We start from the raw sequence: 20,843 nt of genomic DNA on the forward strand, positions 1-20,843 counted from the left end.
TCGGGGCGGGAGTCAACCCGGTCAGGTCGGACGCGGTGCGCCGGCCGCGCCGGGCGCCGCACCCACCACCGCCGGTGGGATGGCCGGTGCGGGCCGGGTGGGGCGCAGCCGGTCGCGCACCCGGTCTGCGGCGTCACCGGCGGTCGCGGCGATCATCGGCACCAGCCGGGTCGAATTCATGATCGCGATCTCCTCGGCCGGGGTGGTGCCGCCGTCGAGGAAGCGCAGCACCCGCTCGGCCGGGTTGCGGTCGAAGAGCCGGTCGAAGAACTCCGGACCGCCCACCCCGCCCCGGTCCAGCGCCCGCAACGCCACCGCGTCCATCCAGCGGTGCCGGCGGGGGTACGCCGGCGCGGGCACCGGCGCCCGGCCGGCGGCGAGGGCGCGGGCCACCTGGTCGGCCTGGCGGTACATGGCGGAGAAGGTGAAGCCGGTGGAGGGGCGGGTCGCGCCACCGGCCGTGCCGAGCCGGACCACCCGGGGGGTGGGCCGGGCCGGGAAGGGCGCGTCGGTCATCGGGATGACCCCGTTCTCCACCTCGCGCACCCGCAACCCGGCCGGGTCCAGGCCGAGCAGGTCCCGGTAGCCGGTCAGCGCCGCGTCGTAGCCGGCGTCGGTGAGCAGGTCCGGCGAGAACTCGGTGTACTCGACCAGGGCGTAGCGGTCGCTGACCGGCAGCACGTAGCCGAAGGAGACGCCCCGGGGCGGCTGCGGGGTACGGAAGTCCATCAGCACCGCGCGGGTCGGGTCGAACACCGGCCGGTCCGCCTCCAGCCACCACCCCCGGAAGTGCTGCAACCAGGTGGTTCGCCCCGCTCGGGCCGGCGGGCGGGGACGCGAGTCGAGCACCCAGCCGGCCCGTACGGTGCGCCCGTCGCCGGTACGCACCAGCACCCGGGTGCCGTCGTCGCGCACCGTGTCGGCCGGCGCGACGATCCGGGTGGCGTGCAGGCGTCGCTCGGCGTCGGCAGCCCGGTCGTAGACCGGGCCGGAGCGGAGCATGGCGTACCGCAGCGGGGTGAGGTCCAGGACGCGGCGGCGCGCCGCGGTCGCCACCTCGACCTGCTGCCAGCTCGCGCTGAGCAGCGGGTCCAGGTCGGTGTCGGGGTGGCCCCAGAACGCCCAGGTGCGGTCCTGACCGCGTCGGCGCACCGGGTCGACGATGGCGATCCGTTGATCCCGGACGCCGTGCCGGTCCAGTGCGGCGAGCAGCAGTGACGCCGCGCCGCCGCCACCGAGCAGCGCGAGGTCGACGTCGAGCGGCGCGGAGTCGGTCACCCGCACCACGCTGCCACACCACCGCGCCCGACCGCGCGTCGCCATGGGTGGCGACGACGCCGAGCCCATCGGGGCGGACGCGTCGGCGCGGGCGTGCGAGCCCGATTGACAGGCAACTTGCTGGTTGCCTATGTTGATAGGCAACCGCTGGGTTGCCTGTTGTCGGGAGGGTCGATGGACGACGCGTTCCGGGCGCTGGCCGACCCCAGCCGGCGTCGCCTGCTCGACCGGCTCAACGACCGCAACGGGCAGACCCTGCGGGAGCTCTGCGACGGGCTGGCCACCAGCCGACAGGCCGTCAGCAAGCACCTGTCGGTGCTGGAGGCCGCCAATCTCGTCACCACGGTGCGCCGCGGCCGGGAGAAGTTGCACTACCTCAACGCCGCCCCCATCAACGCCATCGCCGACCGGTGGCTCAGCCGCTACGACCGCGAGCGCGCCGCCGCCCTCGCCGACCTGACCACCGCATTGGAGCGACAAGCCATGGAAAGCCCCACCTTCGTCTACACGACCTACGTCACCACCACCGCCCAGCGACTGTGGGCCGCGCTCACCGAACCGGCGTTCACCCGCCGCTACTGGGGTGGGGTGGCGCTGGTGTCGGACTGGCAGGTCGGGTCGCCGGTGCTGTGGCAGGACGCACCCGACGCCGAGCCCCGCGACCTGGGCCAGCGGGTGCTCGTCGCCGAGCCGTACCGCCGCCTCTCCTACAGCTGGCACGGCTTCCAGCCCGAGCACGCCGAGCACTTCGGCTGGTCCGCCGAGGAGCTGGCCGCCCGGCTCGGCGAGCGCCGGTCGAAGGTGACCTTCGAGATCGAGCCGCACGGCGACGGAGCCGTCCGACTGACAGTCATCCACGACGGCTTCTCCCCCGACAGCGAGATGCACCGGGCGATCAGCGGCCAACTCGACGGCAGCGGCGGCTGGCCGGAGCTGCTGGCCAGCCTCAAGACGCTGGTGGAGACCGGCGAGCCGATGCCCGAACCGACCCCGGCGGGCTGACCCAGCCGAGCGGGCCGGCCGTTGCCGCCGGCCCGCACCGAAGCAGCGCCTCATTCGCGGCGTCGCCGGCAATACCTCGCCATCGGCCCAGCGGCGACAGCTCGCGGCTCTCCCCGCCTTCGGGTGGACACGTGACGGCAACGAGGATTTCTCATTTTCACCTGATCGAGGACCCAACCCACCTAGTGTTGGGCACACCGGTGCTAGTCACGGAGTTGGCCACCCGAACGACGTCCCACGCAGTCAGCGGACGAAAAGTGAGGGAAGACGCGTATGAAGGTCTCAACAGCACTCTGCTCGGCGGCGCTCGGCGTGGGCCTCGGCACGCTCCTGCTGCCAGGCGCCGCACTGGCCGACACCACCGTGTCACCGGCCACCACCCCGGTCGGTGGAACCGTCGTGCTCACTGCGACGACCTGCAACCCGAAGTCGGGTGATGCCCTCTTCCGGGTCACCGGCCCCAACCGCGACCAGAACGTCCGATCCACCACGGCCGCCGCCGGCGGCGGGCTGAGCGCCGAACTCTTCACCGCCGGGTTCACCCTGGGCACCTACACGGTGGCGGCCACCTGCGGCGACGGCAGCTCGGCCGGCACCGCCACCTTCACCGTCACCCCGATCGGCGGCGCGCCCGCCGGCTCCGGAGGCGACAACCGTGACACCGGCGCTCTCGCCGCCGGCGGCACACTGCTCGGCACCGCCCTCGCCGGCGCGGTGATCCTGATCCGCCGGCGCCGTCCGGTGTCCACTGTCGCCTGACCGGCGGCCGTTCCATCCCTGAGACGGGTGCCCGCGCCGGTGACACCGGCGCGGGCACCCCGACGAACCCACCCGGAGGTGCGCAGGTGTGGTGGCGGCGGACCCTGCCGGCCGTGGTCGCCCTGCTCGGCGTGACCGGGCTCGGGCTGATCACCGTCGGCCTCACCGCCGACCCGGCCCGGCCACCGCGACCGTCGGCCGACGCGCCGACCCGCACCCACCCCGCACCGGACCTGGCCCCGCTGCCACCCGCCGCGCCGGTCCGGGTGCAGATCCCCGCCATCGGCGTCCGCGCCGACATCGTTCCCGTGGGCGCGGACGCCAGCGGGGTGCTGGAGGTGCCGCCACTGGACCGGCCCACCCTCGCCGGCTGGTACCGGCACGGGGTCAGCCCCGGCGAGACCGGCAACGCCGTCCTGGTGGGACACGTCGACGCACCGTCGGGGCCGGCGGTCTTCTTCGACCTCGGTCGGCTCCGCGCCGGGCAGCAGGTCCAGGTCACCCGCGCCGACGCACGGGTCGCGACGTTCACAGTGGACGCCGTTCGCGCGTACCCCAAGGAGCACTTCCCCACCACGCTGGTCTACGGCCCGGCGGACGCCGCCGAGCTGCGCCTGATCACCTGCGGCGGCCGGTTCGACGCCACGAGCGGCAACTACGTCGACAACGTCGTCGTCTTCGCCACCCGCACCGCCTGAACGGGGTCGCCCGCCTCAGTCACCCGCACCGCCGCCCCGCTGCCGTGCGCCGGGCCCTGCTCGGCAGAATGCGGTGGCACCATCCCTGATCGAGGTGGTGCGTCGGCGGCGGGGAGGCACGCGGTGGATCAGCGACCGGCACGGGACCGAGCAGGTCGACGCGTACGGGCCCTGGCCCGTCGACTGCTCGGACGGATCGAGGACGGCTCCCCCACCCCCCGTCGGTCCAACCCGGACGCCGTGGTCGACTGTGCCGTCTACGTCAACGGCCGCCGGGAACCCGGTCACCTCCACTACGCCGACGCGTATGCCCGGGCCCGGCACGGCCGCGACGCCTTCGTGTGGCTCGGACTGCACGATCCCGGCGCGGCCGTGCTCGCCGCGGTCGGCCGGACCTTCGGCCTCGACGAGCTGACCGTCGAACAGGCGCTCGCCGACGGGCACCGGCCCACCGTGCAGCGCAACGGGCCGGTCACGCTGCTGGTCCTGCGCACCGCCGGGTACGTGGAGCACGACGAGCTGACCGACACCTCCGAGGTCATCGACACCGGGGACGTCATGGTGCTGCTCGGTGACCGCTTCGCCATCACTGTGCGGCACGGTGCCGCCGGGGCGCTGCGCAGCGTCCGCGCCGACATCGAGCGCCGCCCCGCGCTGCTGGCCGCCGGCCCGTGGGCGGTGGCGTACGCGGTCTGCGCCCGCATGGTCGACTCCTACCTGGAGGTGGCCGGGCACGTGGAACGCGACCTCGAGCGGGTCGAGGAGGCGGTGTTCGCCCGCGACCGCACGGCCGACATCCAGCACATCTACCAGCTCAAACGGGAGGTGGTGGAGTTCAAGCGGGCGGTCCTGCCGTTGCAGGCGCCGATGCGTACGCTGCTCGAACCCGACGGCCCGCCGCGCGCCCTGCACCGCTGGTTCGTCGACGTGGACGGCCGGCTGAGCCGGGCGGTGGATCGGGTGGCCGCGTACGACGACCTGCTCACCTCGATCGTCCAGTCGCGGCTGGCGCAGCTCGCCGTGGAGCAGAACAACGACATGCGCAAGATCGCCGCCTGGGCGGCCATCGCGGCAACCCAGACCGGCATCGCCGGCATCTACGGCATGAACTTCGACCACATGCCCGAGCTGGCCTGGCGCTACGGCTACGCCGGGGCGCTGACCCTGATGGCGGCGGCGGCAGTGTTCCTGTACCGCCTGTTCCGCCGGTCCGGCTGGCTGTGAGGCCCGCCGGCGGGCCGCTCAACGATGCGCGGAGAGGAAGGCGCGGATGCGGTCGCGGGGGTTGTCGGTCAACTCGGGACCGTGGGTGAAGGCCGCCAGGTCGTACTCCAACTCGCCGAGCACGTGCGCGGTCTCCCGGGTCATCTGGAAGTCGCTGCACAGCCACCGCATCGGCCACCGGACGCCGAGCACGTTGAACAACGCGTCCCCGGTGATCAGCAGGCGGGTCGGCTCGTGCAGCAGCGACACGTGCCCGGGCGAGTGCCCCGGGGTGTGCACCACCCGCAGGCCGCCACCGACGTCGAGCAGGTCCCCGTCGGCCAGCGGCTGGGCCACCTCGACCGCCGGAAACCGGCCGCTGTTGAGCCGGGCGAAGAGCCGGCCGCCGGTCACCGCCGGGTCGCTGACCGGCGCGCGGCCCGCCTGCGCGTACGCCACGTCGGCGGCGTGCGCCGCGACCGGGGCACCGGTACGGCGGGCCAACTCCGCCGCGCCGCCGGCATGATCGGGGTGCGCGTGGGTGAGCACGATCCGGGTGACGTCCGCCGGCACCTTGCCGATCGCCGCCAGCCCGCGCACGATCCGGGCCGGCGCCTTGGCCAGCCCGCAGTCGACAAGCGTGACGCTGCCGTCGTCGTCGACGAAGGCGTACGAGTTGACGGCCGAACGGCCGACAGTGGGGATACGCCAGACGTTCGGGGCCAGTGCCACCGCAGGGGCTCGCGTCATGTCGCGAGTCTAGGGAGGATCGTCAACCGTCGTTGTCGACCGGTCGACGGTCCACCCGAGGTGCCGGAGGGCTAACCTCGCCCGGGTGATGTGGCAGCGGTACGTGGCGATCGGCGACAGCACCACCGAGGGGCTCGACGACCCGGACGGCGCCGGCGGCTACCGGGGCTGGGCCGACCGGTTCGCCCTGGCGGTGGCCCGCGCCCAGGGCGGTCTGGAATACGCGAACCTGGCCATCCGTGGCCGGACCACCGCGCTGATCCGGGCCGAGCAGCTCCAGCCCGCCCTCGACCTGGCCCCCGACCTGGCCACCGTCGTCGCTGGCATGAACGACGTGTTGCGTCCCTCCTTCGACGCGGACCAGGTCGCCGGTGATGTGGCGGCGATGCAGCAGGCGCTCGTCGATCAGGGGGCCACCGTGCTGACGTTCACGATGCCGGACCCGGCGCCCGTGATGCCGCTGGCCCGGCCCCTGCGGGGTCGCATGCTGGCGCTCAACGAGGCGCTGCGGGCCGCCACCGCGCGGACCGGCGCCACCCTCCTCGACCTGGGTGCCCACCCGGTCTCCTCCGATCCCCGGCTGTGGAGCGACGACCGGCTGCACGCCAACAGCGCCGGACACGAGCGGATCGCCGCCGCGCTGGCGTACACGGCGGGTCTGCCCGGTTTCGACGACTCCTGGACGCAACCGTTGCCACCGGCCGCGCGGCGACGCCGGGGTGAGGTGTTCGGCGCCGAGCTGGCCTGGACCCGCCGGCACCTGCTGCCCTGGCTGGTCCGGCACCTGCGCGGCCGGTCCTCGGGCGACGACCGGGTGGCCAAGCGGCCGGTGCCGCTGCCGGTGCCGCTGGACTAGAACGGGTACGGAAGGATAGCGACGTGGGCAAGGCTGCGGGACGCCGGCGGGCGAACGCGACGACGGGACGGGTGTGCCCGTGCGGCTCCGGCCGGGCGTACGCGGACTGCTGCGCCCCGGCGCACGCGGGCGACGCCCCGGCGACGGCCGAGGCCCTGATGCGCTCCCGGTTCAGCGCCTTCGCCCTCGGCGACTCCGGTTACCTGCTGCGCAGCTGGCACTCGTCGACCCGGCCGGCCGCCCTGGAGCTCGACCCGGGGCAGCGGTGGACCCGACTGGAGATCGTGCGGACCGAGCGGGGCGGCCTACTCGACGCCGCCGGCACGGTGAGCTTCCACGCCCACTACCGGCACGGGGGCCGGCCCGGCACGGTGACCGAACACAGCCGGTTCGTCCGCGAGGACGGCCGGTGGGTCTACCTCGACGGTGACCAGCCCTGACGGCTGCGCCGACGGCCGGTCGGGGCGTACGATGACGTCGGCGTCGTCCTGCGCCGCACCTCCCTCCCGGCGCTCACGCCGCCGGCAACGCGGAGGCAAAGGGGGCCTGGAGCCCTCGGGACGTGGTGCCACATGCCCCACTCCGGCGGGGTCGGCGGGAGCGTGAGTCCCGGTGACCGTGCCGTTGACCGGGAGCATGTGATGACCACCCAGAGATCGTTCAAGGCCCGGGTTCGGACCCGGATGGCGAAGACCGGCGAGAGCGCCCGTTGGCTGCCCGACGTCGAGGTACGCGTCCGCACCGCCACCGCGCCCCGGATCTTCCGGGCCGACTGGGCCGGTGGCCCGACCCGGATAGTCGTCGGCATCGACGCTGTCGGCGAGTCAAAGACCCGGGTCAGCGTCCTGCACGAGAAGCTGACCGGGGCTGAGCAGGCCGCGGAGCTGAAGGCGTACTGGCGGGAACGACTCGCCGCGCTGAAGGCACTGCTCGAAACGGACGGAGGCCACCGATGACCATGACGTTCATCAACCTGCCGGTGCGCGACCTGACCACCGCCGCCGAGTTCTACCGGGCGATCGGCTTCACCAGCGACCAGAGCGAGCCGGACGGCGACAGCATGGTGCTCACCATCTCCGACACCACCCGACTGGTGCTGCACCTCCGCTCGGGTTTCGAGAGGTTCACCGGTGTCGCCACCCCGGACACGGAGACCAGCCGGGAGGTCATCGTCGGGCTGTCGGCGCAGAGCCGGGGGCAGGTCGACGAGCTGGTCGACCAGGCGGCCGTCGCCGGTGGCGAGTCGCTCGGGCCGGGGATGGCCAACGGGCCGATGTACATGCGTGGCTTCCGGGACCTCGACGGCCACCAGTGGTCGTTCCTGCACCTGGACGGCTGACCACACGGCCCGGCGGCGACCCCCTCGGGCCGCCGCCGGGCCCCGGTCAGTGCCGGCCGGGCGTCACCGCCGCGACCACACCGGTGGGCACCACCGCCCGGCGCCGGCGGCGGGTCAGCAGCACCAGCGCCACCACGAGGTACGCCCCGGCGGTCAGCGCGAACGCCACCGCGTTACCGGCCGCCGTGGCGAGCAGGCCGTAGCCGGCGTACGTCACGATGATCAGCACGTCGGTGGCCATCCCGGCCAGGGATGTGACGGTGGCGCGGCTGGTGCCGGTGATCCGGGCCTGCAACCGGGCGTCGGCCAGCACGGTGGCCAGCTGCGCCGCGCCGAAGGCCACCGCGATCAGCACGAACCCCGCCGGGTGCCGCAGCAGTGCACCGCCGGCCAGCGCGACGCCGACCAGCCCCAGCAGCGCGGCGTACCCTCGGCTGCCCAGCCGCTCCCCCGCCGGGGCGAGCAGCCCACCGACTGTCACCCCGGCCCAGAGCAGCAGGAGCAGCAGTGGGACGGCCTGCGCCCCGACACCGGTGTCCAGGGCGAGCAGCGGGGTGTACTCGTCCAGCGCACCCCAGTCGGCGGCGACCACCGCCACCAGCAGCACTGCCGACCGCACCGGTGCACGGGTGCGGACCTGCGCCACCCCGGCCCGCAGCGTGTCCCACCATCCCAGGTCGGCATCGTCGTCCGGGCCCGCCGGCGGGACGCTGTCCGGCTCGTCCGGGCCCGCCGGTGGCGCGGTGTCCGGCTGGTCCGGCCGGGGTGGTGCGGCATTCACCGGCCCGGCAGCCGGCACCGGCTCGGCGACCGTGACGCGTGCGGCGGCTGGCGCGCGGTGCTCCGGAAAGCGGGTGGCGGCGATCGCGGCGAGCAGGCAGGCGGCCACGCTGGCCGCGCCGACCGCCGGATACCCGCCGACGGCGAGCACCGGACCGGCGAGCACTCCGGAGAGCACCACGCCCAGCACACCCGCCGTCCGTGCCCGCCCGAGCACCCGGGCGTACCGGCCGACCGCGCCGAGCCGGTCCAGTTCGGTCCAGACCAGCGCCTCCAGGGCACCGGACACCAGCGCGCCAGCGGCGCCCCAGAGCAGGAAACCACCAGCGAACGCCGGGTACGACGGCAGCAGCACCCAGAGCGCGAAACCGGCGGCGGCCACCAGCGGGGCGAGGCACAGCAGCAGCCGGCGGGACAGCACGTCGGCCCACGCGCCGGAGGGCACCTCGAACAGGATGCCGGCGGCCGACCAGATGACGAACAGCGACGCGATCTGCCCCACCGACAGCCCGGTGTCGGCGAAGAACACCACGTACAGCGGGTAGAGCAGGACAAGGTCGCTGAGGAACGCGTACCCGTAGAGCGTGGCCGTTAGCCGGCGGACCGCCGGGTCGGGCACGCGCGAGACGATGGAGATCATGGGGCCTTCCCGTGGGAGTGGAGACGGACACCGGACGTGCGGTGCCCGTGGTGGCCCACGGGGTCGGCCTACGCCGCTGGATCAATGTCGCCAGGTCATGCCCGCGATGCTAGACAACCGGCGCGGTGGCGGCCAGCGCTTTCGGCGTGCGGGCAGCGCGAACCGGGCCGGGTAGGCGGGGCGGTGCGCAGAACGCGAGGCGGGGCGGGATCAGGTCGATCCCGCCCCGCCGTAACGCCGGATGTCAGCGCCGGTCGACCGGCGGAATGACAGTGGTGGTCTCGCTGTCGTCGCTGGTGCGCTGCCCGGGCACCGCGCGGTCGGTGCCGCCGGTGACCACCTGGGTCGTGTCGGAGTCGGCACCGGCACCCACCACCTGCGTGACGTCGGGGTCGGCCGAGCGGCTGACCACCTGGGTGGTGTCGTCGGTTCCAGAGCTGACCGGGAAGCGCACGACCTGGGTGGCGTCGGTGTCGGCGGGCCGGGTCACCACCTGGGTGGCCTCCGGGTCGCTGGTGGGGGCCGACGCGCGGGCCAGTTCCGCCTCGGCGTCGCGACGGCCGGCCCGGTACGCCTGCGCGTGCTCGGCGATCAGCCGCGACTCCCGCTCGGCGCGGGTCAGCCACGACTCCCACCGACTCTGCATCGGACGGATCAGACCGCCGCCGACACCGACGACGAGGATGCCGCCGATCGTGGCCAGCACGGCGATCAGCACCGGAGTGGTGACCGCGGTGGCCACCCCGATCTGGTTCAGCGCGGCGATGACGCCGAGGCCGAGGATGAACACCGAGGCGATGGTGGCCAGCGCCCGGCCGTACGACAGGCCGCCGAGCGCGCCGCTGATGATGTCCTTGACCGCGTTGGCGATGGCGGCGGCGACCACGACGATGACGATCGCGACGAAGGCCCGGGGCAGCCACGAGATCACCGCACCGAGCAGGTCGGAGATCGGGTTCGGCCCCCAGATACCGAAGGCGAGCTGGAGGGTGAACAGCAGCACCGCGTAGTAGGCGAGCTTCGCGACGATGTCGCTGGCGTCGTACCGGGAGCGACTCAACGCGCGGCGGATGCCGCCGCGTTCGACGGCGCGGTCGAAGCCCACCCGTTCGAGGACCTTCTCCACGATCTTCAGTACCGCCTTGGCGATCAGCCATCCGGCCACCAGGATCGCCAGGAAGGCGACGGCCTTGGGCAGGAAGAGCATCACCGAGCGGAGCGCGTCGCCCACCGCGTCGCTGACGTTGTCACTCATCTGGTCATTCCTTAAGGGGCAGCCGGATCGGTCTGCCCCGACCTACCCCCGACCCGGCGCGCGGAAACACCGGTGATCACGAGCTCTGCCGGCCCTCTAGCGCGCGGGCGAGTATTGGCAATATTCTCCGGAGTACGTGCGGCCACTGGAGCTACTTTTCATCCCCGCCGTCGGCCGCAGGAGGAGATGCCATGCACGTCGACCATTCCGAAGTGGATCGCCGGACGCTGCTGCGGGCCGGTCTCGGCGCCGCCACGGTCGCCGTCGTCGGGAGCGAACTCGCCTTCCCGGGCGCGGCGCAGGCCGCGCCGGGCACCGACCTGGACTGGATCATCAGCTGTGACGAGTGGGCCGCCCGCCCGCCGAAGGATCCGCTGTCGGTGAGCGCCATCGCCACCAACAAGATCATCGTGCACCACATGGCGTTCCCGAACGTCACCGACTACTCCCGTGAGCAGGCGGTGAAGCTCGCCCACGACTGCCAGGACCTGCACATCGACGGCAACGGCTGGTCGGACACCGGCCAGCACTTCACGGTCAGCCGCGGCGGCTACGTGCTGGAGGGCCGCCGGGGCAGTCTGGAGCGCCTCGAAGCCGGCGACCGGCAGATGATCTCGGCGCACTGCCCGGGTGAGAACGGCCGGGCGATCGGCATCGAGAACGAGGGCACCTACGTCACCGAGACCCCGCCGAAGGCATTGACCGACTCGCTGGTCAAGCTCTGCGTCGCGATCTGCCGGCAGTACGGGCTGCACGCGCACGACATCTTCGGCCACTGGGACTTCCGCACCACCGAGTGCCCGGGCGCCGCCTTCTACCGGCAGTTCCCCGAGCTGCGGCGGCGCGTGCACGCCGCCCTCGGCACCACGCTCGGTGACGTGCCGGCGCGCCGCTGGCCGGACCTGTGGCGCTTCGTCAACTCCCCCTCGGTCCGGGTGGTGCAGCACCTGCTCGCCTTCCGGGGCTACCCGGTGACCGTCAGCGGCACGTTCGACGCCGCGACCGTCGCGGCCGTGCAGGACTGGCAGGCCCGCAACGGCATCGCTGTGGACGTGGACGCCACTCTCACCACCCCGACCTGGGAAACCCTGGTGCCTGAGCTGGACCAGCACGCCAGCGGAGCGCCGGTGACTGCCGTGCAGGAAATCCTCGCCACCAAGGGGTACGCGGTCACCGTGACCGGGGCGTACGACCACGCCACCCGGAGCGCGGTGCAAGAGCTCCAGGCGCTGCACGGGCTGCCGCGCAACGGCAAGCTCAGCACGAGCACGTGGTGCACGATCGTCGGCGGATCGATCCGCGAGTCGTTCCGGCACCGCTGAGCGTCCGGTGGCGGTGTGGGGGCACCCGCACCGCCACCAGCCAGCTCACCGGTTTGATCCGCCGCCCGGGCGGAAAGACTCCCGGGCATGACCTGGGCCCGTCGAGCCGTACCCGCCGTCGCCACCGCCGTCGCGGCGCTCGCCGCGCGGGACCTGATCCAGCGCGATCACGCGCTGCTGCGCAACTTCCCGATCCTCGGCCGCGCCCGCTATTTGTTGGAGACGATCGGGCCGGAGCTTCGGCAGTACATCGTGGCCGGCAACAACGAGGAGCGGCCGTTCACCCGCGACCAGCGCCGCTGGGTGTACGCGTCGGCCAAGCAGGAGAACAACTACTTCGGTTTCGGTACGGACAACGACATCGAGTACACCCCCGGGTACCCGATCATCAAGCACCGCACGTTCGGCCGTGCCGTGCCGCCGTCGTCACCGGCCGCCGGGCACGATGTGCGGTTGCCCTGCGCGAAGGTGCTCGGCGCGGCACGGGGGCGGGCCCGGGCGTTCCGCCCCGAGTCGGTCGTCAACATCTCCGGGATGAGCTTCGGCTCGCTGTCCGGCAACGCCGTCACCGCGCTCAACAAGGGTGCGGCGCTCGCCGGTTGCCTGCAGAACACCGGTGAGGGCGGCCTGTCGCCGTACCACCGCAACGGTGGTGAGCTGGTCTTCCAACTCGGCACGGCGTACTTCGGCTGCCGCGACGAGCACGGCCGGTTCAGCCTCGACCGGCTGAAGGACCTGGTCGCCGGGGCCCCGGTCAAGGCGTTGGAGATCAAGCTGAGCCAGGGCGCCAAGCCGAGCCTCGGTGGGTTGCTGCCCGGGGCGAAGGTGTCCGCCGAGATCGCCGCCACCCGGGGCATCCCGGCCGGTCAGGACTGCGTCAGCCCGTCCCGGCACGCCGAGTTCTCCGACTGCGACAGCCTGCTCGACTGGGTGGAGCTGCTGGCCGCCGAGACCGGTCTGCCGGTCGGCATCAAGTCGGCCGTCGGTGACCTGGGCTTCTGGCAGGAGCTGGCCACCCTGATGCGGAACACCGGCCGGGGTGTGGACTTCGTGACGATCGACGGCGGTGAAGGCGGCACCGGCGCCGCACCGCTGATCTTCACCGACTCCGTGTCGCTCCCGTTCCAGCAGGGCTTCTCCCGGGTGTACAAGATCTTCGCCGAGCACGGCCTGCACGAGCAGGTGGTCTTCGTCGGCGCCGGCAAGCTCGGCCTGCCGGACAACGCCATCGTGGCGTTCGCGCTCGGCTGCGACCTGGTCAACGTCGGTCGGGAGGCGATGCTGTCGATCGGCTGCATCCAGGCGCAGAAGTGCCACACCGACACCTGCCCCACCGGTGTCGCCACGCAGAACGCGTGGCTCGCCCGTGGCCTGGACCCGGCGTCGAAGTCGGTCCGGGCGGCCAACTACGTGCGAACCCTGCGCCGGGACCTGACCAAGGTCGCCGAGGCCTGCGGCGTCGAACACCCCGGCCTGATCGGCACCGACGCCGTGGAGATCCTGGACGGTCGCACCGGCTCCACGCCACTGCATGAGGTGTACGGCTACCGGCCGGAATGGGGGCTGCCCTCGCCCGCCGACCGGGCGGAGATCATCCGACTGATGGTCCCGGAGGCGCCGCAGGGCGGCAGCGCCCCGCCGTCAGCCACCGCCGTCGGCTGAGCTTGATGTCTGTGAGTCATCATGATGACTCACAGACATCAAGCGTCTCCCCGCCATGTCCGCGAAGTGCCGCCCGCCGGCCACCACGACCGCCATCCACGACGACCGCCGGCAGATCGGTGCCGGCGATAAACGCGTGGAGCCGGCAACTCACCGCGTCTATGGTGGCGCGGTGCTGATCAGACGCGAGACACCCGCCGACGTCGACGCGATTCGCGCGGTGCACTCCGCGGCCTTCGCCAAGGCCGATGGCGGTGACGGCGTACCGGTCGAGGCGACGCTCGTCGACGCGCTGCGCGTCGACGAGGGCTGGCTGCCCGCGTACTCCCTGGTGGCGGTCGATTCGGACGGCCAGGTGGTCGGTCACGTGGTGGCCACCCGCGGCCTGGTGGGCGGCGCGGCGGTGGCGCTGGGCCTGGGGCCGCTGGGAGTGCTGCCGGACTGGCAGCGGCGCGGCGTCGGCAGCGCGTTGATGCACGCGGTGCTCGGCGCGGCCGACGCGCGGGACGAGCCGCTGGTGGTCCTGCTCGGGCACCCCGACTACTACCCGCGTTTCGGGTTCCGGCCGGCCGTCGAGTTGGGCGTCACCCCGCCGCAGCCGTGGGGGCCGCAGTACTTCATGGCTCGGCCACTGCACGCCTGGAACGAGTCGATCCGGGGCGAGTTCCGCTACGCCAGCCCGTTCGACGACCTGTGAACCCACCGGGCATCCGCCGGCGGCGCGCCACCGACCTGGACGGCTGCGTCGCGGCGCTCACCGAGGTTCACCGGGTCGACAGGTACCCGCTGAACTGGCCCGCCGACCCGCACCGCTGGCTCCGCGAGCCGCAGCCGGCGCGGGCCTGGGTGGCAGTCGATGACGACGCTGCCGTCGTGGGTCACATCGCCGTGCACCGGCTGCCCGATCCGGCGGGCGGGCCGCTGGCCCCGCCGACGGCCGAGGTCGCCCGTCTCTTCGTGGTGCCGAAAGCCCGGGGGTTGGCGCTGGGCAGCGCGCTGCTGGACCGGGCCCGCCGGTGGGCGGCCACACGCGCGACGGACCTGGTGCTGGAGGTGGCCGCCGGTGACACCGCGGCCGTCGCGCTGTACGAGCGCGCGGGATGGCGGTGCGTCGGCACGAGCACGGCGCCGTGGACCGCTCCCGACGGCGGCCCGGTGTCGCTGCGGCACTACACGCTGCGTCACCGCGCGTCGGGCTCCGACGTCGCACCGGCCAGCACCGCGAGGCGACGGGCCAGCCGGCCCGCGGCCTCGCGCAGCTCGGCAGGCTCCAACACCTCGACCTCGTAACTCAGCCGGGCGAGGTGCGCGGCGAGCCAGTCCAGGCTGTCACCGCCGAGGACCAGCACCGACCACCCGTCACGATCGTCCTCGACCCGTCCCACCTGGGGCGGGACCACCTCGCGCAGCTGGTCGGCCGGGGCGTGCACGCGCACCCGGGCGAGGTACCGGTACGGCGCCCCGGTCACCGCCCGCTGCACGAAGGCCACCGGATCGGGGTGCTCGCGGGCCCGGAACCGCCAGGTGGTCGCCACCACCGCCCGCATCCGGTCCAGCCGGAACGTCCGCCAGTCGTCGCGGTCGACGTCCCAGGCCATCAGATACCAGCGGCGGCCGGTGGTGACCATCCGGATCGGTTCGACAGTCCGTTCCTGGCCCCCGGCGCCCCGGCCGGGATAGTCGAACCGAACGCGCACCCCGTCCCGGCAGGCGCGGGCCAGCGTCACCAGCAGCTCCGCGTCGATCTCGGCGACCGGGCCGATGAGGGTGTCGGTGGCGCCGTGCACCGCCCGCACCTCGGCGCGCAGCCGCGACGGCATCACCTGGTCGAGCTTCGCGAGTGCCCGTAGCGCCGCCTCGCCCGCCCCGGCGACGGTGCCGCCGGAGGCCAGCCGCAGCGAGACCGCCGTGGCGATCGCCTCCTCGTCGTCGAGGAGCAACGGCGGCAGCCGGGTGCCCGCACCGAGTTGGTAGCCACCGCCGACGCCCGAGACGGCGTGCACGGGGTAACCGAGCGTCCGCAGGCGCTGCACGTCGCGGCGCACGCAACGGCCGGTGACCCCCAGCTCGACGGCGAGTTCGGCGGCCGTCCAGGACGGTCGTCGTTGCAGCAGCGCCAGCAGGCGCAGCACCCGCTCGGTCGTTGCCTCGACGGTCATTCGTCGATCGTTGCACGGATAGCGGAACAACCCTGTCCGCTATCCGCGAGAGGCTCAGTTCATGACCGACCAGATCAGACACCAGGGATCCGCCGTGATCCGCGACGTGCAGATCACCTTCGACTGCGCCGACCCGGCCCGGTTGGCCACGTTCTGGGCCGAGGCGCTCGGCTACCAGGTGCAGGCCCCACCCGGAGACTTCGAATCCTGGGACCAGGCGCTGGAGGCGATGGGTGTGCCGCCGGAGAACCGCAACGACGCGTCGGCGGTGGTCGACCCCGAGGGCGCGCGACCACGGCTGTTCTTCCAGCGGGTGCCGGAACGCAAGCAGGTGAAGAATCGCGTCCACCTCGACGTCCGGGCCGCCCCCGGGCTGACCGGTGACGCGCGGATGGCGGCCCTGGAGACGGAGGCCGAACGGCTCGTCTCGCACGGCGCGAAGCGCCTCGGCCGGCACGAGCCCACTCCCCCGTTGGCCGCCGGTCACCTCATCATGGCCGACCCCGAGGGCAACGAGTTCTGCCTCGACTGATCGGGCGTTCGCCCAGCTCACTGCCGCATCGGCCGGGCGCCATGCGAACATGTGTACGTGTCGCCCGGCGCCAGCATCCTGCACGCCGACCTGGACGCGTTCTACGCGTCGGTCGAGCAGCGCGACGACCCGCGCCTGCGGGGCCGACCGGTGATCGTCGGTGGTGGGGTGGTGCTCGCGGCCAGCTACGAGGCGAAGGCGCGGGGTGTCCGCAGCGCGATGGGCGGCCAGCAGGCGCGTCGGCTCTGCCCGGACGCGATAGTGGTGCCGCCCCGGATGTCGGCGTACACGGCGGCGAGCCGCGCGGTCTTCGAGATCTTCCGGCAGACCACGCCGCTGGTCGAGGGGCTCTCCATCGACGAGGCGTTCCTCGACGTGGGTGGGCTGGGGCGGCTGGTCGGGCCGCCGGCCGAGATCGCCGAACGGCTGCGCCGGGAGGTCCGCGACCAGGTCCACCTGCCGATCACGGTGGGGGTGGCCCGCACGAAGTTCCTGGCCAAGGTGGCCAGCGCTGTGGCGAAACCGGACGGCCTGCTGGTGGTCGCGCCGGACGATGAGCTGGCGTTCCTGCATCCACTGCCGGTGGAACGGCTCTGGGGAGTCGGCCCGGTCACTGCCGCCAAGTTGCGGGAGCGCCGGATCCGTACGGTCGGGGAGGTGGCCCGCCTCGGCGAGGCGGCGCTGGTGTCGATGCTCGGGGCGGGCGCCGGCCGGCACCTGCACGCGTTGGCGCACAACCGCGACCCCCGGGCGGTGCAGGTGGGGCGGCGGCGCGGGTCGATGGGCGCGCAGCACGCGCTCAGTCGCACCCCGCACGCCTCGACGGAGTTGGAGGCCATCCTCGCCGGCCTGGTCGACCGGGTCAGCCGGCGGATGCGGGCGGCCGGACGGTCCGGCCGCACGGTGGTGTTGCGGCTGCGCTTCGGCGACTACACCCGGGCGACCCGCTCGCACACGGTGGGGAAGGCGACGGCGGACACCACGCCACTGCTCGCCGCCGCGCGTGCGCTGCTGCGCGCGGCGCTGCCCGAGATCGATCGCCGTGGTGTCACTCTGATCGGTGTCTCGGTGGGCAATCTCGACGACAACCCCGTCCAGCCTGAGCTGCCGTTCCAGCCTGACGCCGGTTCCGATCTGGACGCTGCGGTGGACGCGGTCCGCGACCGGTTCGGATCGGCGGCGCTGACCCGGGCGGTGTTGCTCAACCGGGAGCCGGGGGTGGAGATGCCACTCCTGCCGGACTGACCGATACGCGTGCGGCGTCCGCGGTCGAGTTGCGAGCAGAGACACATCACAGCAGGTCGGCGGTTTAGCTGGCGGCTGACGGGTGACCCTTGGGGGGTACAGCCTGACGAGGGGGGCCATGATGTCCGACGACACCAGCAACCGACCGAGCCGCACCGCCGAGCGTCCGCACGACGTGACCGACCCGCTGCTGTGGCAGTTGGCGATTGATGTGCTGGACGCACACGAGCCGGACGACGAGGGCCGGTGCCGCAACCTTCAGTGCGCCGGGCAGTCGTGGCCGTGCGTGGCGCGTGCCGGTGCCGAGCACTCACTGCGACTGGCTCGCAGCACCCCCGCCTCGGTCGAGCTGACCGTCGACGGAGCCGACAGTGACGACGTCGAACCGGACGGACGTCGTGACTCCTCGGTGCCGGCGCCGCGATGGGGCTGGAACGCCGGCCCGGCGGCGTCGCACCGAGGGTCGAAGGCCGCCTCCGCGGCCTGACGGGTCGCAGGCACCCGAGCTGCTCCGGCACCACCCAGATGAACGCTCGGCCGGCGATCCGGCCGAGCGTTCACCTGTTGTCGGTCGGCCGCCGGTTACAGGGTGCGGGCCAGCCGGTCGGCGAGCGTCCGGGTGAAGCGGGCCGGGTCGGTCAGCTCGCCACCCTCGGCGAGCACCGCCAAGCCGTAGAGCAGCTCGGCGGTCTCGGTCAGGGCCGCCGGGTCGCCGCCCTGTTCGTGGGCCTTGCGCAGCCCGGACACCAGCGGGTGCCCGGGGTTGATCTCCAGGATCCGCTTGGTCGGCGGAATCTCGTGCCCCATCGCCCGGTACATCTTCTCCAGGGTCGGGGTGAGGTCGTGGGCGTCGCCGACGACGCAGGCCGGCGAGGTGGTCAGCCGCGATGACAGGCGCACCTCCCGGACACTGTCGGTGAGGGTGGTCCCCAGCCAGTCGAGCAGCGCCGCGAACTCCTGTCGCTGCTGCTCACGCTCGGCCTCGGCCTGCTGCTTCTCCTCGTCGGTGTCCAGGTCGATCTCGCCCTTGGCGATCGAGCGCAGCGTCCTGCCGTCGTACGTGCCGACCCGCTCGACCCACACCTCGTCGACCTGGTCGGTGAGGAGCAGCACCTCGTGCCCCTTGGCCCGGAACGCCTCCAGGTGCGGCGAGTTCTCGATGGCGGCCCGGGATTCGCCGGTGGCGTACCAGATGTCGCTCTGGCCGTCCTTCATCCGGGACACGTAGCCGGCCAGGTCGGTGGGCTCGGCCGGGTCGTTGGTGGAGGCCACCGACAGGATGTCCAGCAGGGTGTCCCGGTTGTCGGTGTCGTCGATCAGCCCTTCCTTGACCACCGCGCCGAACTCGGTCCAGAAGGTGCGGTAGCGCTCGGCGTGGTTGGCCTTGAGGTCCTTGACCGTGGCGAGGATCTTCTTGACCAGGCGGCGGCGGACGATCTGGATCTGCCGGTCCTGCTGGAGGATCTCCCGGGAGATGTTCAGCGACAGGTCGTGCGCGTCGACCACGCCCTTGACGAAGCGCAGGTACGTCGGGACCAGCGCCTCGCAGTCGTCCATGATGAAGACGCGCTTGACGTAGAGCTGCACGCCACGGCGGCCCTGTGGGGAGAACAGGTCCAGTGGGGCGTGGCTGGGCAGGAACAGCAGAGCTTCGTACTCGAAGGTGCCCTCGCCCTTCATGTGCACGACCTCGAGCGGGTCGGCCCAGTCATGGCTGACGTGCTTGTAGAACTCGTTGTACTCGGCGGCGTCGACCTCGTCGCGGGGTCGCGCCCAGAGCGCCTTCATGGAGTTGAGGGTCTGCACCTCGCTGGTGGGGGCCTCACCGTCGGCGCCGGGCCGCTCCACGCTCATCCGGATCGGCCAGGCGATGAAGTCGGAGTAGCGCTTGACGATGTCGCGGACGGTCCACTCGACGGTGTAGTCGTGCAGGTTGTCCTCGGTGTCGGCCGGCTTGAGGTGCAGTGTCACAGCGGTGCCCTGCGGCGCCTCGTCGACCGCCTCGATCGAGTACGTGCCCTCGCCGGTGGACTCCCAGCGGGTGCCGCCGGTCTCGCCGGCCTTACGGGTCAGCAGGGTGACCCGGTCGGCGACCATGAACGCGGCGTAGAAGCCGACGCCGAACTGGCCGATGAGGTCCTGCTTGGCGTGGGCGTCGGCGGACTCCCGCAGCTGGCGCAGCAGCTCGGCGGTGCCCGACTTGGCGATCGTGCCGATCAGCTGGACGACCTCGTCGCGGGTCATCCCGATGCCGTTGTCCCGCACGGTGAGGGTGCGGGCGTCGCGGTCGATCTCCAGGGCGACGTGCAGGTCGTCGGTGTCGGCGACGAGGTCCTTGTCGACGAGGGTGGCCAGCCGGAGCTTGTCCAGTGCGTCGGACGCGTTCGAGATGAGTTCCCGCAGGAAGACGTCCTTGTTCGAGTAGATCGAGTGGACCACCAACTGGAGGAGCTGACGCGCCTCGGCCTGGAATTCCAACGTTTCGGCCTGGTTGCTCACACCGTCTCCCATCTCGGCTCGTACGGAGGTTCGCGGAAAGGATACGAGTCGTCACCGGTCCGGCTGTGGGCGCGTCCGGGTCGTATTCCCGATTCGCTCGCCCCGCTCCGGTGAGATAGCTGACTTTGCTCAACAGAAGTCAGCTCGGATAGCGTGACGGCCATGAAGCTCGCTGGAAGCACCGCCCTCGTCACCGGCGCCAACCGTGGCCTCGGCCGCCACCTGGCCGCCGAACTCCTCGCCCGGGGCGCCACCGTCTACGCCGGCGCCCGTAACCCCGACCGCGTCGACCTGCCTGGCGTGACGCCGGTACGCCTCGACATCACCGACCCCGCATCGGTGGCCGCCGCCGCCGCGCTGGCCGGCGACGTGAACCTGCTGATCAACAACGCGGGCACCGACTTCCGAGCCGACCTCCTCGACGGCGACCTGGACGTGCTGCGGCAGGAACTGGAGACCCACTACCTCGGCACGCTGTCGATGGTCCGGGCGTTCGCGCCGATCATCGCCGGCAACGGCGGCGGGACGATCCTCAACGTGCTCTCCGTGCTGTCCTGGTTCAGCTCCCCGATCCACGGGGCCTACGGCGTCGCCAAGGCCGCGCAGTGGTCGATGACCAACGGCGTGCGCGTGCGCCTCGCCGACCAGGGCGTCCGGGTCGCCGGCCTGCACGTCGGCTACCTGGACACCGACATGGCCGCCGACATCACCGGCCCGAAGTCCGACCCGGCGGAGATCGCCAAGATCGCGGTCGACGGCGTCGAGGCCGACGCGTACGAGATCGTCGCCGACGACGTCAGTCGGCGGGTACAGGCCGGGCTGGCCGGCGGTGTCGCCGCGCTCTACCCCCAGCTTCCCTGACCA

At 72.7% G+C, this 20,843-nt stretch carries 22 protein-coding genes; 16 read left to right on the forward strand and 6 right to left on the reverse strand.

Annotated elements, in window-relative coordinates:
- Positions 1–21 precede the first annotated feature (21 nt).
- Entirely contained in the window at positions 22–1,323 is a 1,302-nt protein-coding gene (locus KBX26_RS21810) for a lycopene cyclase family protein (RefSeq protein ID WP_051708500.1), read from the reverse strand.
- Between the two features lie 129 nt (positions 1,324–1,452).
- On the opposite strand from KBX26_RS21810, the gene KBX26_RS21815 reads away from it, so the two are divergent.
- From KBX26_RS21815 to KBX26_RS21830, 4 genes are all read left to right on the forward strand, one after another.
- Positions 1,453–2,280 carry a metalloregulator ArsR/SmtB family transcription factor gene (locus KBX26_RS21815; RefSeq protein ID WP_030332496.1) on the forward strand — a complete coding sequence of 276 codons (828 nt, stop codon included), beginning with the start codon at positions 1,453–1,455 and terminating at the stop codon, positions 2,278–2,280.
- A 273-nt stretch (positions 2,281–2,553) separates the two neighbouring features.
- Positions 2,554–3,039: a hypothetical protein gene (locus KBX26_RS21820; RefSeq protein ID WP_030332494.1), complete on the forward strand. Its 486-nt coding sequence runs from the start codon at positions 2,554–2,556 to the stop codon at positions 3,037–3,039.
- An 86-nt stretch (positions 3,040–3,125) separates the two neighbouring features.
- Positions 3,126–3,737: a class F sortase gene (locus tag KBX26_RS21825; RefSeq protein ID WP_030332492.1), complete on the forward strand. Its 612-nt coding sequence runs from the start codon at positions 3,126–3,128 to the stop codon at positions 3,735–3,737.
- A 123-nt stretch (positions 3,738–3,860) separates the two neighbouring features.
- Positions 3,861–4,961 (forward strand): magnesium and cobalt transport protein CorA, encoded by a 1,101-nt coding sequence (locus KBX26_RS21830; protein ID WP_210866298.1) that lies wholly within the window; start codon positions 3,861–3,863, stop codon positions 4,959–4,961.
- Between the two features lie 18 nt (positions 4,962–4,979).
- Here the strand turns inward: KBX26_RS21830 and KBX26_RS21835 are convergent, their stop codons facing one another.
- Complete coding sequence (locus KBX26_RS21835) at positions 4,980–5,690, reverse strand: MBL fold metallo-hydrolase (RefSeq protein ID WP_030332488.1); 711 nt, start codon at positions 5,688–5,690, stop codon at positions 4,980–4,982.
- Between the two features lie 88 nt (positions 5,691–5,778).
- Between KBX26_RS21835 and KBX26_RS21840 the strand changes: the two genes are divergently transcribed.
- The 4 genes from KBX26_RS21840 to KBX26_RS21855 all read left to right on the forward strand — a co-directional run bounded on the left by KBX26_RS21840 (position 5,779) and on the right by KBX26_RS21855 (position 7,885).
- Positions 5,779–6,546 (forward strand): SGNH/GDSL hydrolase family protein, encoded by a 768-nt coding sequence (locus KBX26_RS21840; protein WP_247680948.1) that lies wholly within the window; start codon positions 5,779–5,781, stop codon positions 6,544–6,546.
- 23 nt (positions 6,547–6,569) lie between these two features.
- On the forward strand, positions 6,570–6,986 hold the full coding sequence (locus KBX26_RS21845) for a YchJ family metal-binding protein (protein WP_210866300.1): 417 nt from the start codon (positions 6,570–6,572) through the stop codon (positions 6,984–6,986).
- Positions 6,987–7,187: 201 nt separating this feature from the next.
- Positions 7,188–7,502, forward strand: a complete 315-nt coding sequence (locus KBX26_RS21850; protein WP_030332483.1) for a hypothetical protein — start codon at positions 7,188–7,190, stop codon at positions 7,500–7,502.
- The gene (locus KBX26_RS21855; RefSeq protein WP_210866301.1) at positions 7,499–7,885 is read left to right on the forward strand and encodes a VOC family protein; all 387 of its coding nucleotides are present in this window, start codon (positions 7,499–7,501) and stop codon (positions 7,883–7,885) included. The genes KBX26_RS21850 and KBX26_RS21855 overlap by 4 nt, the downstream gene beginning before the upstream one ends.
- A gap of 46 nt (positions 7,886–7,931) precedes the next feature.
- Here the strand turns inward: KBX26_RS21855 and KBX26_RS21860 are convergent, their stop codons facing one another.
- Together KBX26_RS21860 and KBX26_RS21865 are read right to left on the reverse strand one after the other, a co-directional pair.
- Positions 7,932–9,305, reverse strand: a complete 1,374-nt coding sequence (locus KBX26_RS21860) for an MFS transporter (protein ID WP_030332480.1) — start codon at positions 9,303–9,305, stop codon at positions 7,932–7,934.
- 244 nt (positions 9,306–9,549) lie between these two features.
- The gene (locus KBX26_RS21865) at positions 9,550–10,560 is read right to left on the reverse strand and encodes a hypothetical protein (protein ID WP_030332478.1); all 1,011 of its coding nucleotides are present in this window, start codon (positions 10,558–10,560) and stop codon (positions 9,550–9,552) included.
- A gap of 191 nt (positions 10,561–10,751) precedes the next feature.
- Between KBX26_RS21865 and KBX26_RS21870 the strand changes: the two genes are divergently transcribed.
- The 4 genes from KBX26_RS21870 (at position 10,752) to KBX26_RS21885 (ending at position 14,834) form a co-directional block, all read left to right on the forward strand.
- Positions 10,752–11,882: an N-acetylmuramoyl-L-alanine amidase gene (locus KBX26_RS21870; protein ID WP_210866302.1), complete on the forward strand. Its 1,131-nt coding sequence runs from the start codon at positions 10,752–10,754 to the stop codon at positions 11,880–11,882.
- A gap of 87 nt (positions 11,883–11,969) precedes the next feature.
- Positions 11,970–13,544, forward strand: coding sequence for an FMN-binding glutamate synthase family protein (locus KBX26_RS21875; protein WP_210866303.1), 1,575 nt, complete (start codon positions 11,970–11,972; stop codon positions 13,542–13,544).
- A 172-nt stretch (positions 13,545–13,716) separates the two neighbouring features.
- Entirely contained in the window at positions 13,717–14,241 is a 525-nt protein-coding gene (locus KBX26_RS21880) for a GNAT family N-acetyltransferase (protein WP_030332472.1), read from the forward strand.
- Complete coding sequence (locus tag KBX26_RS21885; RefSeq protein WP_081883837.1) at positions 14,238–14,834, forward strand: GNAT family N-acetyltransferase; 597 nt, start codon at positions 14,238–14,240, stop codon at positions 14,832–14,834. Before KBX26_RS21880 ends, KBX26_RS21885 begins: the two co-directional genes overlap by 4 nt.
- Here KBX26_RS21885 and KBX26_RS21890 read toward each other — a convergent pair.
- On the reverse strand, positions 14,726–15,703 hold the full coding sequence (locus KBX26_RS21890; protein ID WP_030332469.1) for a YafY family protein: 978 nt from the start codon (positions 15,701–15,703) through the stop codon (positions 14,726–14,728). The two genes, KBX26_RS21885 and KBX26_RS21890, sit on opposite strands and share 109 nt — an antisense overlap.
- A gap of 61 nt (positions 15,704–15,764) precedes the next feature.
- Here KBX26_RS21890 and KBX26_RS21895 point away from each other — a divergent pair, with 61 nt between their 5' ends.
- The 3 genes from KBX26_RS21895 (at position 15,765) to KBX26_RS21905 (ending at position 17,967) form a co-directional block, all read left to right on the forward strand.
- Complete coding sequence (locus KBX26_RS21895; protein ID WP_209444557.1) at positions 15,765–16,235, forward strand: VOC family protein; 471 nt, start codon at positions 15,765–15,767, stop codon at positions 16,233–16,235.
- A gap of 57 nt (positions 16,236–16,292) precedes the next feature.
- Positions 16,293–17,480: a DNA polymerase IV gene (gene dinB, locus KBX26_RS21900; protein ID WP_081883864.1), complete on the forward strand. Its 1,188-nt coding sequence runs from the start codon at positions 16,293–16,295 to the stop codon at positions 17,478–17,480.
- 121 nt (positions 17,481–17,601) lie between these two features.
- Positions 17,602–17,967 carry a hypothetical protein gene (locus KBX26_RS21905; protein ID WP_210866304.1) on the forward strand — a complete coding sequence of 122 codons (366 nt, stop codon included), beginning with the start codon at positions 17,602–17,604 and terminating at the stop codon, positions 17,965–17,967.
- Positions 17,968–18,062: 95 nt separating this feature from the next.
- On the opposite strand, the gene htpG is transcribed toward KBX26_RS21905, so the two are convergent.
- On the reverse strand, positions 18,063–19,991 hold the full coding sequence (gene htpG / locus KBX26_RS21910) for a molecular chaperone HtpG (RefSeq protein WP_210866305.1): 1,929 nt from the start codon (positions 19,989–19,991) through the stop codon (positions 18,063–18,065).
- A 150-nt stretch (positions 19,992–20,141) separates the two neighbouring features.
- On the opposite strand from htpG, the gene KBX26_RS21915 reads away from it, so the two are divergent.
- The gene (locus KBX26_RS21915) at positions 20,142–20,840 is read left to right on the forward strand and encodes an SDR family oxidoreductase (RefSeq protein ID WP_030332460.1); all 699 of its coding nucleotides are present in this window, start codon (positions 20,142–20,144) and stop codon (positions 20,838–20,840) included.
- Positions 20,841–20,843 lie beyond the last annotated feature (3 nt).

The sequence above is a fragment of the Micromonospora sp. C97 genome (assembly GCF_018070385.1).
GTDB classification, from domain to species: domain Bacteria; phylum Actinomycetota; class Actinomycetes; order Mycobacteriales; family Micromonosporaceae; genus Micromonospora; species Micromonospora parva.

Coding starts and splice junctions, on each gene's coding strand:
- KBX26_RS21810 (WP_051708500.1), bottom strand. CDS start 1,323: ATGGCGACGCGCGGTCGGGCGCGGTGGTGTGGCAGCGTGGTGCGGGTG.
- KBX26_RS21815 (WP_030332496.1), top strand. CDS start 1,453: ATGGACGACGCGTTCCGGGCGCTGGCCGACCCCAGCCGGCGTCGCCTG.
- KBX26_RS21820 (WP_030332494.1), top strand. CDS start 2,554: ATGAAGGTCTCAACAGCACTCTGCTCGGCGGCGCTCGGCGTGGGCCTC.
- KBX26_RS21835 (WP_030332488.1), bottom strand. CDS start 5,690: ATGACGCGAGCCCCTGCGGTGGCACTGGCCCCGAACGTCTGGCGTATC.
- KBX26_RS21840 (WP_247680948.1), top strand. CDS start 5,779: ATGTGGCAGCGGTACGTGGCGATCGGCGACAGCACCACCGAGGGGCTC.
- KBX26_RS21850 (WP_030332483.1), top strand. CDS start 7,188: ATGACCACCCAGAGATCGTTCAAGGCCCGGGTTCGGACCCGGATGGCG.
- KBX26_RS21855 (WP_210866301.1), top strand. CDS start 7,499: ATGACCATGACGTTCATCAACCTGCCGGTGCGCGACCTGACCACCGCC.
- KBX26_RS21860 (WP_030332480.1), bottom strand. CDS start 9,305: ATGATCTCCATCGTCTCGCGCGTGCCCGACCCGGCGGTCCGCCGGCTA.
- KBX26_RS21865 (WP_030332478.1), bottom strand. CDS start 10,560: ATGAGTGACAACGTCAGCGACGCGGTGGGCGACGCGCTCCGCTCGGTG.
- KBX26_RS21870 (WP_210866302.1), top strand. CDS start 10,752: ATGCACGTCGACCATTCCGAAGTGGATCGCCGGACGCTGCTGCGGGCC.
- KBX26_RS21875 (WP_210866303.1), top strand. CDS start 11,970: ATGACCTGGGCCCGTCGAGCCGTACCCGCCGTCGCCACCGCCGTCGCG.
- KBX26_RS21890 (WP_030332469.1), bottom strand. CDS start 15,703: ATGACCGTCGAGGCAACGACCGAGCGGGTGCTGCGCCTGCTGGCGCTG.
- KBX26_RS21895 (WP_209444557.1), top strand. CDS start 15,765: ATGACCGACCAGATCAGACACCAGGGATCCGCCGTGATCCGCGACGTG.
- KBX26_RS21905 (WP_210866304.1), top strand. CDS start 17,602: ATGTCCGACGACACCAGCAACCGACCGAGCCGCACCGCCGAGCGTCCG.
- htpG (WP_210866305.1), bottom strand. CDS start 19,991: ATGGGAGACGGTGTGAGCAACCAGGCCGAAACGTTGGAATTCCAGGCC.
- KBX26_RS21915 (WP_030332460.1), top strand. CDS start 20,142: ATGAAGCTCGCTGGAAGCACCGCCCTCGTCACCGGCGCCAACCGTGGC.